This window comes from Sphingomonas sp. Root720, from assembly GCF_001428605.1.
GTDB lineage: Bacteria > Pseudomonadota > Alphaproteobacteria > Sphingomonadales > Sphingomonadaceae > Rhizorhabdus.
Window position 1 is genome coordinate 578,778 of the sequence record NZ_LMID01000013.1, and the last position, 16,938, is coordinate 595,715.

Sequence of the window (16,938 nt, forward strand, 5' to 3'; positions counted from 1 at the left end):
CCGCCCAGGCCGGAAAGCCTGGGCGGGCCGTAGGAATGTCTCCTCGACAACGGCCGGCCTATCTCTGCCGCAGTTCATCCTCGTCGCGGAGGCGGCCGCCATAGGCCGCGGCCACGCTGGCGATGAAGGCACCGATGATCATGGACAATGCGGCGAAGAAGCCGATGGACGAAGAGACCTTGCGAGCCTTGTCAGCCGCTTCGCGTATCGATGTCGTCGCCGTATCGATACGCTGTTGCGCCTCGGCCGTGGAGAGGCCCGTCTGCCGGGCCACCAATTGCGCGAGATAGGCGCGGTCGTTCGCCGCCATTGCCTCGGATCGCCCGAGCAGCCGCGCGATCTCGGCGCGCGTCGCAGCGGAAGACCGATCGGCCGGCCTGTCGGAGCGAAGCATCGTGTCGGTCGCATAGCCCACGGCGCTTGCGGTATCGGTAGCGGCATTCAGCGTCGATGCCGTCGCGCCCAGCGCCACGCCGGCCACGATCACCGTCGCGACGGCCCAGGCCAGCAAGCCATGTGCCGTGTCGCGAAACAGGACCTCGTCGGTATGGACGCCCGTCCAGCGCGTCCGGAGCCGCCCCGTGACGTAACCGCCGAGGGCTGCGGACACCCATTGCATGACGATCAGCCATATGCCCGCGCCGATGGCGAAGGTGGTGACGCTGGGGCCGGCGCCAGGCCATGGCGAGGCCGCGGCGAAACCCAAGCCCGAACCCAGGGCCATGAGAATCATGGTCGCGGCGATCGCGACGATCGCCCCCGCAAAGATCGATGGCCAGGAGACGGCGGAACGGGAGGATTCGGATACGGCGCCCCCGTCAGGGGGATTGCCGACGATAACAGTCGCCATCAAAACCTCCTCAATGCCAGAACAGAATGAGCAGGATGATGATCGGGATCGGAATCCCCAGCAGCCACAGCAGGATAGGCATGTCCGTCTCCTTCGGTGCATCGTTTTCCTGGACGATGCTTGTTCCGGCTGAACTCTGCTGATCTTTGGTAGTTCCCACGACGAAATGAGCGCGATCGTGCGACAGGATGCAATGGCGGACCTCCGCGACGCATTCGCGCGCTCCACGCGACGTGCGGCATCCGGTGCTGGGCGTCGTCGGTAGGGCTCTGGGTGCGGGCGGCACTAGCCACCCGCACCCGGTGCGTCAGAAGGCCATGACGAGCGAGACGCGGCCGCCGTGGTCCTGCCCGGCATCGCCGATGCGCCCGGTATAGCCGGCCGAAAGCATCAGCTTGTCGGCGGGGCGCCATATCAGCGCGCTATCGACCACGGCGGCGTTGCGCGACAGGCCCGCGCCCTCGATCTGCATCGCCGTGCCACCTGCGAAGCGCAGCGTTCGGGTGGGCGAGAGATGGCCGAACCCATGCTCCCATCCGCCCTGGGTGCGGATCGACCACCCCGGCAGGATCACCGGCGTCTCGACCCGCAGGCCCAGCGTCGAGAAGGTCCGGGTACGGTTTTCCGAATCGCCCGACAGCGCCGCCGCACCGCCGGTTTCGCCGAAACGGCCGACATGCTCACGCATCACCGCGATCGAACCAAAGGGTTCGGCGATGCCGCCGCCGAGCCTGAACTGCGCGCCGATCCGCGCGAAGCCCTGCACGACGTTGCCCGAATAGCTGGCGTTGGGCGCATCGCTGAACGCGCCGATGTTGACCGAGCGGTCGGTGTCGACGTCGCTCCAGCTATAGCCGCCGCCCGCCGAGAAGTGCAGAGCTCCGCTGGCACCGGCCAGATAGGCCATCACATGGCCGCTGTTCACCTTGGCACGGCTGCTGCGCGAGCGCAGATGGCCGGAGCTGTGGGTATAGCCGCCGGCCAGACCGATCCGTATGGCGCCGCCGACCATATGATCGACGCCGAGCAGCAGGCCCCTCGTCGAATAATCGAGCTTTGCGGCGTTGAGGTTGCCGTCCTGGTCGCTCCACGTGCCGACGGCCTGCATCCAGGCGCCGGCCTGGGCGGGAGCGATGTCGGTGCGGGCCATGATGGCATCGCGGGGACGGCTGGCATCCTGCACCATCATCGTGCGCGCGGCCGCGTGGATTTCGCCCGAAAGCTGGTCGAAGGCCAGCCGCGCGCCATCGGCATTGCTGCGCACGACCGCATCATAGACCGCGCTGGAGGTGCCCAGCGCCTCGGTCGCAATCGCGGTCGCCCGCTGGTTCGGGGTGGCGGCGACATCGTCAAAGGAGACGTCGTTGCGCGTCACCTGAAGCCTCACCGCCCGGGCCTCGTAGGTCAGGCTCGGGGTGAGGAAGGCGAGGTTGCTGGTGACGTCCGAGAAGGTGCCCGAGACGCCGCCGGTCGCGGTCAGGATCGTGTAGCCGGTCGAGAGCGAATAATCGCCGGGTGCGGCCAGTACGTTGACCGTACCGCCCTCGAGCGTGGCGGTGCCGGTGGCGGCGATGCTGTCGCCCTGACCAGCGGCGTTGATCTCCACCTGATAGGCCGATCCGGCCTCGAACGTGACGTTGCCGTCGACATGCAGCAGCCCGATCGAATTGCCGGGCCCCGCCATGCCGCCGTCCTGGACGACAAGGCCGCCGATCGTGCCATTGCCGCCGATCGTGCCGGTCGAACCCACCGTTACCGTCGCCGGCAGCGTGCCGTTCACCGCGAGCCGGCCACCATTGACGATGGCGTCGCCTGTGAAGCTGCTGGTGCCTGTCAGGTTGAGCGAGCCGCTGCCCGTCTTGGTGAAGCTGCCAGTACCTTCGATCGATCCGCCGAAGCTGGTGTTGGTCGACTGGTCGACCACCAGGTTGCCGGCGCCCAGCGACAGGGTGCCGCCGGTACCGTCCAACCCGGACACGGTCTGATCGCGGCCACCCAGGTCGAAGTCGCCGTCGTTGACGACCAGGGTGGTCGTCGGATCGAGCGCCGCAGCCAGCCGCACGCTACCGCCCTCGACCACGGTCGAGCCGGTATAGCTATAGTCGCCCGACAGCAGCAGGGCCCCTTCGCCGCGCTTGACGAGCGCGCCCGATCCGGACAGCGCGCCGGTATAGTCATAGTCGTCCGAGCGCGCGAAGATCAGCGTGCCGTCGTTCCGGGTGGAGGCGGTGAGGTCGCCGTTCGTCCCGCCGTCGCCGACCTGCAGCGTGCCGTCGGCCCGCACCTCGACCGTGCCGCCCAGCGTGCCGGTCAGCACGATCGAGCCCGCCGAGACGGTGGTGCGCCCGGCATAGGCGCCGCTCTGGCCGCTGAGCGTCAGCGTGCCCGCGCCCTGCTTGACGGTTTCGCCCGTCCCCGAAATCGCACCGCCGAAGCTGCCGTCCGATCCCTGGTCGAACACCACGGTCGCCTTGTTGAGAAGGTTGCCGCGGATCGAGGCCGAATTGCCTTGCAGCACGCCCGCATTGACCACGGTGCCGCCGGTGTAGCCGTTCGCGCCCGTCAGGACGAGCGTGCCGAGATCATCCTTCACGAGCTGCGCGTCGCCGGTCAGCGCCGCGCCGATGGTGGCGGTATAGCCCGCCCCTGCGCTCGTGCCGTCGCCGACGCGGATCGTCGCCCGGCTGCCCGCCAGGCCGATCGCATCGCCGGTGATGCTATATCCGTTGCTCGCGAACTGCATGCCCGTCACCGAAAGCGCCCCGGCGCCGGCATCGGTCCGCACGCTGCCGCCCGCCCCGTCGAAGATGGCAAAGGCCGGCACCGGCTGCAGCGGACCATTGGTCGCGCCGTCAACCGTCGTCCAGGTCGCGGAGGTGGCGGTCCAGCTTCCGGAGCCGCCATCGACCATGCCGTTGTTGGCGTGCGACGAATCGCCGCCATCCCAGAATGTGAAGCCGCCCGTAGGGACGCCGCCACCCGTGGAGGGCTCATCGACCACCAGATTCACCCGGCCCGCCACCGCATCCTGGATGGATAGATCGCCCGGCAACTCGCTTGCGGAGGTTGGGTCGATCATCAGCCCCACCCCACTGAGCGAGCCGCCATAGCTGACAAGGCGGTAGACGCCCGCGCCGAAGCTGCCCGCGTCGGTGACGCTCAGCGTGCCGTTGAGCTGCACGTCACCTGTGACGTTGAACAGCTCGGTCGTGCTGGGAGAGCCCAGAGATACGGCCATCTTCGCGCCGTCTTCCATGGTCAGCGAGGCAAGGCCAAGCGTCTGCCCACTCTGTCCGGCGATGGTGCCGCCCGAAGCGATCGTGACGTCCCCGACGCTGCCAGAGCCGGTGAGCGTGGCCCCCGATGCAACATCCAGGGTGCCGCCCAGCGAGCCGGTGACGTCCAGAGCGCCGGCCGCCAGCTGGGTCGCTCCGGTGAAGCTGCCGCTGTCGCCGCTCATCGTGAGCGTCCCGCCCGAATTCTTTATGAGGGCGCCGCTGCCCGACAGACTTCCCGTCAATTCGCCCGCGCTGTCCTGATCGAGCTGGAGGGTGGTACCGGTGTCGAGCTGAAGGTCGGCATCGCCGAGCGAGGCGGACGATCCCACCAGCGTTCCACTCGCCACATGCCAGTTCTGCCCTGTCGATCCCCCACCGCTGCCGAAGTCGAGCGTCAAGGTTCCGGAGCCTGATTTGAGGATCGTGTCGAACCCGCGATATTGCGCACTGGCGCCGACCAGGCTGGCGTCGAAGCTGGCGCTGCCCACGGACGCTATCTCGAGCGTGTCATCGCCCGTGCCCGCATCGACGAGACCGGTGATCGAATAACCCGACTGCAGGATGAGGCTGTCGTCGCCGGCGCCGAACGCGATCGCCGTGTCGGTCGGCTCCGCGGCGCTGATGCTGCCGCTCGTGGACACGGTCGAATCGCCGTCACCGGTCGAAACCGCGATTCCAGCGGCGGTGGTGATCGAACCGCTGTTGGTCAGGCTGTTCGTGGCGCCGTCGAGATATACCCCGCCCTCGTCGCCTTCGATCATGCTGCTGTTGTCGAGCGACACTTGGCCGTCGGTGCTCAGTCCGGAGACCGCCATCCGTCCGTGGACCGTGCCACGATTGGTGATCGTGACCGTTCCCGAAGGCGTCTGGGCATAGATGGCGGCGTCTTCCGCCGCCGTTCCCGACGTGTCCAGCGCAGTTACGGACCCGCCTATGTCGTTGGTCACCTCGATATTGCCCGAGATGTCGGCGACGGCGCGAATGCCCGAATAGCCGTCGCGCGTCGCGACGATGTCGGGATCGTCGGCGGCGGAGACGATGCCGCTGTTGGTGACGGTCACGTCGCCCGTATCGGTCGCGGCATAGAGCGCGGAGTCGTCGTGCGACGTCGCCGAGCCGCTGTTGAGGATCGTGGCCGCACCATTGGCCGCATAGGACACGATCGCCTGGCGGGAAGTCGACTCCACCGTTCCGCGGTTGTCGGCAGTCGCATGACCCTGATAGTCGATGACGCGGATGCCAGCCTCATAGCCGGAAACATTGCCGGTCGCCTCGTTGGTGATCTTCACCTCGACCGGGTCTTCGACGCTGTTTCCATAACCACCGTCGGCGTAGAGACCCCGATGTTCGGCGGAACTCACCATGCCCGAGTTGGTGATCGACACCGCGCCGAGATTGGTGGTGGCCGTGATGCCGTCGCCGCCGCCGGCATAGGCCGTGATGGCACCGCTGTTCGTTATCGTTATGTCGCCGCTGGTCTCATTGCGCACCCAGACGGCGCCGATATCGCCGCCACGCGACGAAACATGCACGTCGCTGTCGATGATGACCGTGGCGTCCCGCAGGGCCAGGTCGGTTTGCATGATGACCGCGCTGTAATCCGCGCGATCGATCACGCTGGTGCCGGTGATGGTGAGGGTCTGGTCGAACGGGCCGTCGTCGTCGGTGAGGGCGGGATCGAGCCGCAACTCGACGCTGCCGGTCGTGAGGTCGGTCACCGTGAGGGTCGAGGTCCCGCCCGAGCCCCTGCCCTGCACATAGGTCGCGTCGCAATTGAACACCGTCCCGGTGCCCGTGACCGTGCAATAGGGCACCGCACCCGCCGCGCCCGCGAGCAACGCGCTCAACGCGGCCCCGCACCGCAAGGAAATTTTGTGCAGCCGGACCGGCGCCCTCGTCTTCGTCATGATAACCCCCGGAATATATCCTTAACCGGCTCGGGCTATCGAGATCATCGCCAATATTGTCAACCGCTTAGCGGCAATTATGTAATTTTGCGTATAAGGTGTGGGAATATATTTCGGAGGTATGCAAAAGTAATATCCATAATTACTTGGGTTTAACCAGGAATTTTGGATCTATATTGCAATATACTTGGCTATTATCATTATAATTTCATGGGATCGACCGATCCCCGGAAAGGCACGTGCAACGGCCATCCGGAAATCATAGCCCATCGTAAAAGCCGGCATCCGGTCACATCCGATATCTCAGCGGGAAGTTCACGCCCGGTATTCTACGGTCCGCTCTTCCGTCGCGGGGCGACAGTCGATGATGGACGAGGGGGCAGCAGCGCGGAAAGCTTGTAATTTATATCCGTTTATATATGAATACCGATGTTATAGGAGGACCGCCGATGGCATCGATGACGGGACGTTCGCTGCCCTTGCAGCCGGGGGTAGCCTTTCCCCTCAGTTGGGTGCGACGCCAGTTCCCGGCGCTGACGTCGGACCCGATCCTCTTCATGGACAATGCGGCCGGCGCCCAGATTCCGGTGGGGGTGCTGGACGCGGTGACGGGCCACCTTCTCCATAGGAACGTACAGCGCGGCGGACGCTATCCGCACAGCCTGGCCGTCGATGCGATGGTCACCCGGGCGCGGCAGAACGTCGCCTGGCTCGTGAACGCCGAGCGGGCCGACGAGATCGCCTTTGGCATGAACGCGACCTCCTTCCTGCGCCTCATCAGCCTGGGGATCGCCGAGACCCTGACCGACAGGAAAGAGATCGTCGTCACCGACCTCGACCATGATTCCAACATTTCGACCTGGCTCGCCCTCGAGAAGATGGGCGCCACGGTGAAGTGGTGGCGGATGCGCGACGATGGCGGCCTCCACCTCGAAGACCTGCTGCCGCTTTTATCGGAGCGGACGCGGCTGGTCGCCTGCACCGCGGCGTCGCATGCCCTCGGTACGTTCATCGACGTCGCCGCGGTCGCCAGGGCGGCCCATCAGGCGGGAGCGGACATGCTCGTCGATTGCGTCCATTATTGCCCCCATGCACCGATCGACGTCGCCCTGTGGGATTGCGACTATCTGGTCTGTTCCGGCTACAAGGCCTTCTCGCCGCACATGGGATTCATGTGGGGAAAGTTCGACAAGCTCGTGGCTCTTCCGACGTTCCGCGAGGACTTCATTCCCGATCGGCCGCCCCACAAGATCGAGGCCGGGACCTTCGTCTACGAAAATGTGGCGGGCATGGCCGCCGTCGTCGATTACCTCTGCTCGCTTGCCGACGAACTCGGCCACGAGGGCGCCGGGACGCGCCCGGCGGTGGTCGCGGCCATGGAAGCGATCAAACTTTACGAGCGGAGCCTGTCGGAACGGGTCCATGCCGTGCTGGCGGATTGCGGTGCCACCATCTACGGCCTGGCCGACCCGCGCCGCTTCGACGAGCGGGCTCCGACCTTTTCGTTCAACCTGCCGGGCACCGCTCCGGCCGCCGTGGTGCAGGCGATGGCCGACGCCGGCATCGCGATCCGCGATGGCCACATGTACGCCCCGCGGCTCATGAACCGCCTGGGCCTGCCGCTGCACGAGGGCGTCGTCCGCCTGTCCCTGGTCCACTATAACGGCGTCGACGAGATCGACCGTTTCGCAGACGTGCTGCGCGGACTGAGCCTCCGCTGATCAGGCCAGCCATTGCCGATGGCGGTCGAGCGCGGCGACGAAGCCGTCCACGTCGCGTCGGTTGTTGTAGAAATGGAAGCCCGCGCGGACATTGCCCGAACGCGACGACGTGACGACGCGCTCATCGATCAATGCGTTGACCAGCGCGACCTCGTCGCGGGCGCGAACCGCGATCATCGGTCCGCGGTGGCTGTCCCGATCGGGTGTGGCGACACTGAAGCCAGCCGCAGCGAGTTCATCCAGCGCATAGCGCGTGACCGACCTGACATGATCCCCGATCACGTCGGTCGACACGTCGAGGATGATATCCAGACCGGCCGTCGCGGCATAACAACTCGGCACCGGCGGCGTGCCGGCCTGGAACCGCCGCGCCGTGGGATGGGGTTCATTGGCGAAGATATTGAGCATGTTGGCTTCCGCCTGCGCAAACCAGCCCGAGTTCGCGGGGACGAGTCCCTCGATCAAGGACCGCCGGACGTAGAGGAAGCCGATGCCGGCCGTCCCGATCAGATATTTCAGCATCCCGCCGCCCGCGAAATCGACGTCCAGATCGGCGAGGTCGATGCTTTCGCTGCCGACCGATTGATAGCAATCGAGGAAGAGCAAGGCACCGTTCGCATGCGCCGCGGCGGCGATCGTCTTGATGTCGGCAGCCGAGAATTTGGCGCCGTGGCGATAGCAGACATGCGACAACACGACGAGCCTGGTTCGCTCGTCGATGGCGGAAACGACGTCTTCCGCCGCGATCACGCCATCGCCGCGCTCTGCGACATGAACGATCTGGGCGCCACGCTTTGCCTGCGCGTGCCAGACCTGGCCGCTCGTCGGGAACTCATAGTCGCTGACGACGATGCGGTTGCGTTCGCCGGAAAAGTCGAGCGCGCTGGCCAGCGAGTTCATTCCCGCAGAGGCGGACGCGGTGATGGCCATCTCATCGGCCGTGACGTTCAGCAGGGCTGCCATGCGGGAACGCACCGCCTCGGCGCGCATGGCCCAGTCGTCCCAGTCCGCCCCCTTCTCGACCCGTGCGGTCAGATAATCCTCGAACGCCCGCCGGACCGAGTCGTGCAGCAACCCATAGGACCCGCTGTTGAGATAGATGGTCGTGCGGAGGGTCGGGAAATGATCCCGAAGCGCCTCGAGATCGAGCCTGGTCTGCATGCATGTCTCCGATTGGGAATATCCTTGCCGGCCGCCGGCATCCGAAGCCGACCGGTTCTGGGCCGGCCGGCCTGCGGGTCGGTAGCGATGTCCGGTATCGCTACAGGCCTGCTTGCATAATTACATTCATTTGCATATCACTATGAATGTATGATCGGGCTGCGCCGGTCAAGCGGATTGAGACGGGCGGATCGGGCGAGTTGGGGGAAATGATGCTGTCGACCGGAAGACCGATCCTGACCGACGAACCGCCCAGGGATCGGGCGCATATGCGCGCCGCCTTGGCAGCGGTGATCGGCAACGGCTTCGAATATTACGACTATTTCCTCTACACCACCGCCGCCGCGCTGGTCTTCGGTCAGATATTCTTTCCGGGCGCCGATCCTGCCGCCTCGACGCTGATGGCGCTGGGCAGCTATGCCGTGGGCTTCATCTCCCGTCCGTTCGGCGGGCTGGTGTTCGGCCATATCGGCGATCGCTACGGCCGCAAGTCGGTGATGGTCTGGACGCTCTCGCTGATGGGATTCGCCACCTTCACGATCGGTCTCCTGCCGACCTACGCCCAGGTCGGCGTGTTCGCGCCTGTCACCCTGACCGTCCTTCGCCTCGTCCAGGGACTGGCGGCCGGCGGCGAATGGGGCGGCGCGGTGCTGATGACCACCGAAAACGCCCCGCCCCACCGGCGCGGCTTCTACGGCGCCTGGAGCCAGGCGGGGGTGGGCCTGGGGTTTGTCCTCGCATCCGCCGCCTTTCTCCTCGCGCAGCAGCTTCCGCGCGAGGATCTGCTCAGCTGGGGATGGCGGATCCCCTTCCTGGCCAGCGCGCTCATCTTCAGCGTCGGCATATACATCCGCACCCATGTGCCCGAGAGCCGGGAATATCAGGACAATGTGGTCGAAGCCGACAAGGCGTCGCGACGCCCGCTTACCGAGCTCGCGACCCGGAACGGCCGCGCCCTGCTGGTCGCAACGGCGCTGCGCCTCGCGGAAATGTGCGGCTCGCACCTAACGACGACCTTTGCCCTCGCCTATGGCGCGCTGGTCGGCGCACCGGCGGGAACGCTGCTGGTCGCCGTGATGGTCTCGATGTTGGCCGACACCGTGATGACGGTACTCCTAGGCGCGCTGTCGGACCGGATCGGGCGGAGGAAGATCTATCTTGCCGGCATCGTCGGAATGGCCGCGATCAACTACCCCTTCTTCCTGATGATCGGGAGCGGCGACACCGGCTTGATCATCACCGCGATGCTGATCGCCAACGGCCTTTGCCACGCCGCGATGATCAGCGTCGAAGCGGTGCTGCTGACGGACCTCTTCCCGGTACAGGTGCGCGCCTCCGGTATTTCGATGGCCCAGGCGATCTCAGCGGTGATCGCGGGTTTCGTGCCCCTGGCCGCGATCCAGCTGTACCGCGAATATGGATCCCCCCTGCCGGTGACGATCATGATGCTGCTGTTCTGCCTGGCGTCGGCGCTCGCGCTGGCGGCCACGCTCAGGACCGGATCGCATGCGCCGTCCGGACAAAGCTGACACCATGGTCGATCGGCGCTTCGCCATCACCGCTTGGGGTCTTCCATCTCCAATCCATCCGGCCGGCGTAAATAGGATGCTGCCTCGGTCCATGAACGGGAAATCGATCGATGTTGCTTACTGACGAGATGTGCCACTCCGCCTCGATCGTGGTCGAAGCGGAGGCGAAGCAAGCCTATGCTTTCATCTCCGATCCCCTTTATCTCGGCATATGGGCTTTCGGCAGCTGGGAGAGCAGGCCTTTTAACGGCGATATCCATGAGGGCGTGAGCCTGTTCACGGGCGGCAGGAGCTATAGCCGGCTGACCGCCTATCCGTCGGCATTGCAGGTCGATTTCGAAATCGGCTCCGCACCGGACGCGCTCGTGCCTCGTATCGTCATCCGCATCCTGCCCGGCCGCCATCTGGGCCTGCCGCCCGAGCATTGCCTCGTCACGGTGCTGGCCTGGCGGTCGCAGGACGCCGACGAGCAACGCTGGCGCCTCACCTGCGCCAGCCACGAAACCGAGGTGTTTCGTCTGAAGCATGTGATCGAGAACCAGGTCGGGTAACCCCTGCCCGTCCCCGCTCCGTCGCCTGCCTATTCCAGCGCGTCCAGGTTCTTGTTGATCCGCGCCAGCGTCGTGCGAAGCTGCAACAGTTCCTGCTCGGTGAAGCCATGGAAGGCATGTTCCTGATGCCGCATTGCGGCCGCGGCCATCTCCGCCAGGATGTCCGCGCCCGACTGCGTCAGGGTGACCTCGGTGACGCGGGAATCCTGGGCCGAGGCGCGCCGGACGACATGGCCGTCCTTCTCCAGCTTTAGGACCACCCGGCTGATCGTCGGCTGCTCCATCAGTGCGAGGTCGGTAAGCTGGGTAATGCTGAGCGTTCCATAGGAGCGCATCACGCTGAGAGCCCGCCATTCGGACGTGTTGATCTTCAAGGCCTGCAGCCGCTTGCGCAGCCGCGCCGTCATGCGGCTGCTCACTCGATAGATCTGATACGGGATATAATCCGCCAGCCAGTTGTTGCCGGCTTCCAGGTCCGTCGCCATTCCGCTCCCCTGCCAAAATGCTTCTTCGATAGATACATATGATATTTAATGTTATTCTTCCATATAAATCGGCTCTGCCATGGCTTGACCAATTACATCCGTTTTCATATTTGAAGTAATATGTATCGACTTCGCGGAGGGCGGCTGGAATGATCGATGTGGCATGGGCGCGCTCGGAATATCCGCTGCTCGCCGAGAAAACCTATCTCAACAGCGGCTCCTATTGCCCGCTCGCCAAGCGGGTGAAGCTCGCCTTCGAAGCCTATATGGACGAGCGGCTGGCCGTCGGGGCGAACTGGGATCAATGGGTTCTCAAGAGCGATGAAGTCCGCTCGCTCGTCGCGCGCCTGCTGCGCGTCGAGGACGACGAGATCGCGGTCACCGCCTCGGTGACCGCCGGTCTCAACGCAATCGCCAGCGCGCTCGACTTCAGCGGCGATCGCAACAGGATCGTGGTGACCGACTTCGAATTTCCCACCAATGCCCAGGTCTGGCATGCCCAGGCCCCGCGGGGCGCTGAGGTGGTTCACGCCAAGCCGGGCCCTGACGGCTATATTTCCGCGGAAGCCTTCGAGAATCTGATCGACGATCGCACCCGGCTGGTCGCCATAACCCATGTCTGCTTCCGCAACGGCGCCCGTCTCGACATACCGTCGATCGTGGCGATGGCGCATCGAAGGGGCGCCCTCGTCCTGCTCGACAGCTACCAGGCGGTCGGCTCGATCGACATCGACGCCAGGGCGCTGGGCGTCGACTTCGCCGTCGGGGGCATGCTCAAATATCTGCTAGGCACCGCCGGCATCGGCTATCTCTATGTGCGCAAGGCCCTCATTCCGTCGCTCGTCCCGACGGTTTCCGGCTGGTGGGCGCAGGCCGACATCCAGGCGATGGATATCACGCGCAACAATCCCCACCCTACGGCCCGCCGCTTCGAAGCCGGCACCCCGCCGGTAGTGAACTGCTATGCCGCGGCCGCGGGGCTGCAGTTGATCCTCGAGGTCGGGACCGACGCGATCGAGGCGCATATCCGCGCGCTCACCCGCTATTGCCTGGACAGGCTGGCCGACATCGGCTGGCCCAGCGTCACGCCCGCGCGGGACGATCGACGCGCGGCGATGATCGCCATCCCCTCGAGAGCAAGCGGGCGGCTGATGGAGACACTGCTCGCACGCGACATCGTCACGTCGCATCGCGACATGAACCTGCGCGCCAGCTTCCACTATTTCAACGATGACTCCGACGTCGACCGGCTCATCGCCGCCCTCGCCGAACTGAAGCTCGACTTCGGGCCGGCCTGAAGTTTCGTCCTGCTCCGCCCCGGCGGCAGGGCCGGTGGCGAAAGACTCACCGACGGTAGAGGCTCCACGCCGTAACCGCAAATGTCCGCGTCTTAAAAACATAATAAACTCAACGTATTGGGGTAAAATTTTCACCCAATCGGAAACTGATTGACAGACAATACATCCACATACATACTTTTTTTCATAACAAAAAAAGAGAGGCGTTTGAGTCCAAATCAAAAAGGGGATCCGACGTGACACTGAAGCTGCGTAGCACACCCAATTCAGCACTGGTCTTCGCTCTGGCCGCCGCGATGGTCCACGGCTCCCCTGCGCTCGCGCAAGCCGCCGCCGTGGCGGACGACGGCAGCCCGGGCGAAATCGTCGTCACTGCCGGAAAGCGCGGCAACCAGACGATCAACGACACTCCGCTGAGCATCCAGGCCTTCACCGGCGAGCAGTTGACCAAGAACGGCGTGACACAATTTTCCGACTATGCCCGCACCATCTCCGGACTGGCCTTCGAGGACAACGGGCCCGGCGACAAAAAATATGTGATCCGCGGCATCCAGTCGATCGGTGCGGCGACGACGGGGGTCTATTTCGACGACATCGTCCTGACAGGATCGAATCGCCAGGATGGCGGCGGTCGGCAGCCCGATCTCAAGCTGATCGACATGGAGCGCATCGAGGTTCTCAAGGGACCGCAGGGCACGCTCTACGGCGCCAGCTCGATGAGCGGCACGATCCGCATGCTCACCAACAAGCCGAATACCCAGGACGTCGGCGGCGCGTTCAACGCTTCGGCGGGCACCACCCATTATGCCGGCAAGGCGAACTATAATTTCGACGGCATGCTGAACGTGCCGATCGTGCAGGACGTGCTCGCCATGCGCGTCGTCGGCTACCGCAGCTACGATGCCGGCTGGCTGGACAACGACCTGCTGGGCAAGAAGGGGGTCAATTCGAACAAGGTCACCGGGGGCCGGATTGCGGTCCGCTGGACCCCCTCCAGCGACGTCTCGCTCGATCTCATGGCGATCCGCCAGGACACCGACACCAATGGTGCACCTTATTATCAGCCGCGGTTCGGGAGGCGCGCCCAGGACACGCACAACGAGCTGAAGTGGAACGAGAAGCTCCAGGCCTACAACGCGGCGCTGAACGTCGACGCGCTCAGCGGCACGATCACCGCGACCGGATCCTATTCGAAGCGCAAGATACTCTACACCCAGGAATCCACGCGCAAGCTGTGCAGCGTGTTCGGTGCGCCGGCCAACGACCCGATCTGCAAGACCCAGATCGACAATCCGAAGCTCGAGTCCTTCCGGTCGACGCTGCAGCAACCCGTCACGCGCGAGATCACCAACGGGGAACTCCGCTATGCCTCCAAATGGGAGGGCAAGTTCCAGCTCGTCGGCGGCCTGTTCTACGAAAAGGACAAGGACAAGTTCCTCAGCACCATCTATCCGATAACGCTCGACAATCAGATCATCCCGGCCGCCAATACGACATATGTCAATCGCCGCGTCGAAGGGTCCGTCGAACAGATCGCGGCCTTCGGCGAACTCAACTACGAGATACTGCCCGGTCTCACCGCGACGGTCGGTGCCCGCCGCTTCCGCTTCAAGATCGACCAGGTCGGCCAGAATCTCGTGACCCGCAGCCGCGCGGTCGCGGCGGCTCCGGTCTTCACCTCATCGAAGGAAAGCGGAACGACCTTCAAGGGCGGGCTGTCCTATAAACCGTCGCGCGACCTGCTCATCTACGCCACCTATGCCGAAGGGTTCCGGGCGGGCGGAACGAACGAGCCGGATCTCGTCACCGGCACGATCTTCCCGCCCTTCACCTCGGACGGGCTGAGCAGCTACGAGGCCGGCATCAAGGGTCAGCTGTTCGACCGGCTGATCGATTACAACCTGGCCGCCTATTATATCGACTGGACCGACCTTCAGGCGAAGGTCGTCAGCACCAGCGGCGGCAGCAACTACGTCACCAATGTCGGCAAGGCCCGCATCAAGGGCGTGGAAGGCAGCGTCGTGCTTCGTCCGACCCGGGAAATCTCGATCGGCGGCAACTTCACGATCCTGAGCGCCGAGCTGGCGGAGGACGACCCCGTCGGCATATCGGGCCGTGTCCGCGCCCTGAAGGGCGATCGCATTCCCAACGTGCCCGAATTCACCGCCAGCGGCTTTGTCGAGGACGAGATTCCGGTGAGCGACGACTGGACCCTCACACCCCATGCCGACCTCACCTATTATGGATCCTCCTATACGGACTTCCGGCAGCAGTCGGTCCTGTACCGCAAGCAGGGCGGCTATTCGGTGGCCAACCTCCGCCTGACGCTGGAGGGCGGTCCCTATCGCATGTCCGTCTTCGCCAACAATCTGTTCGACTCCTATGGCACCCAGAGCTGGGTGCTGGACGCTCAGCGGCCGGACGCCCGCGTTTCGGTCCAGCCGCGCACGATCGGCATCAGCGCGGGTTATCGTTTCTAGCCTTCGGGAAAGGGGCGGCCGGCCGGTGCCGGCCGGCCCGCCCTTTCGGATCATCAAGGAGACAGGCCCATGACTCGACCGCGCGCGATCGGACGGAAGCGGCGATCGCCGCAATGGCTCGCCATCGCGGGCGCGGTCGCGGGCCTGGCGCTCGGCTCGCCGCTGTCTGCCGAAATCCGTGTCGAGAGCGGCCTGCTGGCGGATGCCCCGGCGGACTTAAACGGTGTGCGGGCGTTCAAGGGAATTCCCTACGCCGCCCCGCCCGTCGGCCCCCTGCGCTGGCGCGAACCGCACCCCGCCCCCGCCTGGGCCGGCGTGCGCGCAGTCGACCGGTTCGGGGCCCGTTGCATGCAGCAGCCCGGGCTGGGGAATCTCGATCCGCTCAATCCCCTGATGAGCGAGGACTGCCTCTATCTCAACATCTGGGCCCCGGCGGCGAAAGCGGGCGCCAAGCTTCCCGTCTATGTCTGGGTCCATGGCGGCGGCTATAATCTCGGCGCCGGATCCGAACCCTATTATTCGGGCGCGCGCCTCGCGGCCAAAGGCGTCATCGTCGTCACGCTCAACTATCGCCTCAACGTGTTCGGCTTCATGAGCCATCCCGAGCTGACGGCCGAGTCCGCCCATCATGCAAGCGGCGACTACGGACTCCTCGACCAGATCGCGGCCCTGCAATGGATCAGGAAGAACATCGCGGCTTTTGGGGGCGATCCGGCGGCCGTCACCCTCGGCGGCGAGTCGGCGGGCGCCTGGACCGTCAACACGATGCTGATGTCGCCGCTGGCCGAGGGACTGTTCGCGAGGGCGATCGCCCAGAGCGGCGGCAGCCTCTATCATGCCAAGCCCGATACGGCGGCGATCAGCCTTGCCGCCGATGCGGAGAAACGCGGCGTGGCCTTCGAAAAGTCGTTGGGCGTATCCGGCCTCGCCGGTCTCCGCGCGCTGCCCGCCGAGCGGATAAGCGACCAGATGGCGGTGCTCGGCGAACGCTTCCCGCCAAGCTGGGACGGTTATCTGCTGCCGCGGGATCCCAAGGATGCGCGGCTCGCGACCGAGCGCAACATACCCCTGATCATCGGATGGACCGCCGATGAAGGCAGCTGGTTCCTCGTCTCGCAAAGCTATCAGACCGGCAATGCCGACTTCCCGGCAACCGTGCGCCGGCGCTTCGGCGCGCGGGCCGACGACGTGCTCAAGCTCTATCCGGCGGCGTCGCCGGACGAGACCCGGCTATCGGCCGAAGCCCTCGCCGGGGACGAGCGGATCGGCTATCCTGGATGGAAATGGGCCGAGGTCGAACGGCGCGCCAGCAAGGCGCCCGTCTATCGCTATCTGTTCGACTTCCGCCCGCCCGCGCCGCCGATCTCGCGCAATCCGATCGCTTCGCGCGGTGCCTACCACACCAGCGAGATCATCTACATGTTCGACAATCTCGGCGTGCGCGACTGGCCCTTCGGGCCCGCCGACCGGGAAATGGCGAGCGCGATGTCGTCCTACTGGGTCAACTTCATCAAGACGGGAAATCCGAACGGCGGCAATCTTCCGGCCTGGACGCCGCTGGACGATCGGCAACTGGGCATGGAGTTCGGCGCCACGATCGCCCTGAAGCCGCTGGCGCATCAGGATCGCTACCGGCTCCTGGACGACATAAGCGCGGAATCCGAGAAGCGATAGCAGA

Annotated in this window: 11 protein-coding genes; 6 read left to right on the plus strand and 5 right to left on the minus strand. The window is 65.0% G+C overall.

Annotation, left to right across the window (positions count from 1 at the left end; genetic code table 11):
- Nucleotides 1–58: 58 nt before the first annotated feature.
- From ASE22_RS20200 to ASE22_RS20205, 3 genes are all read right to left on the minus strand, one after another.
- Nucleotides 59–850, minus strand: a complete 792-nt coding sequence (locus tag ASE22_RS20200; RefSeq protein WP_056363847.1) for a hypothetical protein — start codon at nt 848–850, stop codon at nt 59–61.
- A 10-nt stretch (nt 851–860) separates the two neighbouring features.
- A complete protein-coding gene (locus ASE22_RS26930; RefSeq protein ID WP_156397189.1) occupies nt 861–1,010 on the minus strand; it encodes a hypothetical protein in 150 nt (49 codons plus the stop codon).
- Nucleotides 1,011–1,157: 147 nt separating this feature from the next.
- Nucleotides 1,158–5,975, minus strand: a complete 4,818-nt coding sequence (locus tag ASE22_RS20205) for an autotransporter domain-containing protein (protein WP_162254026.1) — start codon at nt 5,973–5,975, stop codon at nt 1,158–1,160.
- Between the two features lie 509 nt (nt 5,976–6,484).
- Here ASE22_RS20205 and ASE22_RS20210 point away from each other — a divergent pair.
- Nucleotides 6,485–7,756 (plus strand): cysteine desulfurase-like protein, encoded by a 1,272-nt coding sequence (locus ASE22_RS20210; RefSeq protein WP_200933136.1) that lies wholly within the window; start codon nt 6,485–6,487, stop codon nt 7,754–7,756.
- Here ASE22_RS20210 and ASE22_RS20215 read toward each other — a convergent pair whose 3' ends face one another.
- The gene (locus ASE22_RS20215) at nt 7,757–8,917 is read right to left on the minus strand and encodes an aminotransferase class V-fold PLP-dependent enzyme (protein WP_056363852.1); all 1,161 of its coding nucleotides are present in this window, start codon (nt 8,915–8,917) and stop codon (nt 7,757–7,759) included.
- Nucleotides 8,918–9,063: 146 nt separating this feature from the next.
- Here ASE22_RS20215 and ASE22_RS20220 point away from each other — a divergent pair, with 146 nt between their 5' ends.
- Both ASE22_RS20220 and ASE22_RS20225 read left to right on the plus strand, forming a co-directional pair.
- Nucleotides 9,064–10,446, plus strand: coding sequence for an MFS transporter (locus ASE22_RS20220; protein WP_235536474.1), 1,383 nt, complete (start codon nt 9,064–9,066; stop codon nt 10,444–10,446).
- A gap of 110 nt (nt 10,447–10,556) precedes the next feature.
- On the plus strand, nt 10,557–10,997 hold the full coding sequence (locus ASE22_RS20225) for a hypothetical protein (RefSeq protein WP_156397188.1): 441 nt from the start codon (nt 10,557–10,559) through the stop codon (nt 10,995–10,997).
- Between the two features lie 29 nt (nt 10,998–11,026).
- On the opposite strand, the gene ASE22_RS20230 is transcribed toward ASE22_RS20225, so the two are convergent.
- Nucleotides 11,027–11,482, minus strand: a complete 456-nt coding sequence (locus ASE22_RS20230; RefSeq protein ID WP_056363856.1) for a MarR family winged helix-turn-helix transcriptional regulator — start codon at nt 11,480–11,482, stop codon at nt 11,027–11,029.
- A gap of 149 nt (nt 11,483–11,631) precedes the next feature.
- Here ASE22_RS20230 and ASE22_RS20235 point away from each other — a divergent pair, with 149 nt between their 5' ends.
- From ASE22_RS20235 to ASE22_RS20245, 3 genes are all read left to right on the plus strand, one after another.
- Nucleotides 11,632–12,780 carry an aminotransferase class V-fold PLP-dependent enzyme gene (locus ASE22_RS20235; protein WP_056363858.1) on the plus strand — a complete coding sequence of 383 codons (1,149 nt, stop codon included), beginning with the start codon at nt 11,632–11,634 and terminating at the stop codon, nt 12,778–12,780.
- A gap of 236 nt (nt 12,781–13,016) precedes the next feature.
- Nucleotides 13,017–15,260 carry a TonB-dependent receptor gene (locus tag ASE22_RS20240; protein WP_056601647.1) on the plus strand — a complete coding sequence of 748 codons (2,244 nt, stop codon included), beginning with the start codon at nt 13,017–13,019 and terminating at the stop codon, nt 15,258–15,260.
- A 69-nt stretch (nt 15,261–15,329) separates the two neighbouring features.
- Entirely contained in the window at nt 15,330–16,934 is a 1,605-nt protein-coding gene (locus tag ASE22_RS20245) for a carboxylesterase/lipase family protein (protein ID WP_056363862.1), read from the plus strand.
- Nucleotides 16,935–16,938 lie beyond the last annotated feature (4 nt).

Excerpts from the sequence above, each read along its gene's own strand:
- ASE22_RS20200 (WP_056363847.1), bottom strand. The coding sequence starts at position 850 with ATGGCGACTGTTATCGTCGGCAATCCCCCTGACGGGGGCGCCGTATCC.
- ASE22_RS20210 (WP_200933136.1), top strand. The coding sequence starts at position 6,485 with ATGGCATCGATGACGGGACGTTCGCTGCCCTTGCAGCCGGGGGTAGCC.
- ASE22_RS20215 (WP_056363852.1), bottom strand. The coding sequence starts at position 8,917 with ATGCAGACCAGGCTCGATCTCGAGGCGCTTCGGGATCATTTCCCGACC.
- ASE22_RS20220 (WP_235536474.1), top strand. The coding sequence starts at position 9,064 with ATGTATGATCGGGCTGCGCCGGTCAAGCGGATTGAGACGGGCGGATCG.
- ASE22_RS20225 (WP_156397188.1), top strand. The coding sequence starts at position 10,557 with ATGTTGCTTACTGACGAGATGTGCCACTCCGCCTCGATCGTGGTCGAA.
- ASE22_RS20230 (WP_056363856.1), bottom strand. The coding sequence starts at position 11,482 with ATGGCGACGGACCTGGAAGCCGGCAACAACTGGCTGGCGGATTATATC.
- ASE22_RS20235 (WP_056363858.1), top strand. The coding sequence starts at position 11,632 with ATGATCGATGTGGCATGGGCGCGCTCGGAATATCCGCTGCTCGCCGAG.
- ASE22_RS20245 (WP_056363862.1), top strand. The coding sequence starts at position 15,330 with ATGACTCGACCGCGCGCGATCGGACGGAAGCGGCGATCGCCGCAATGG.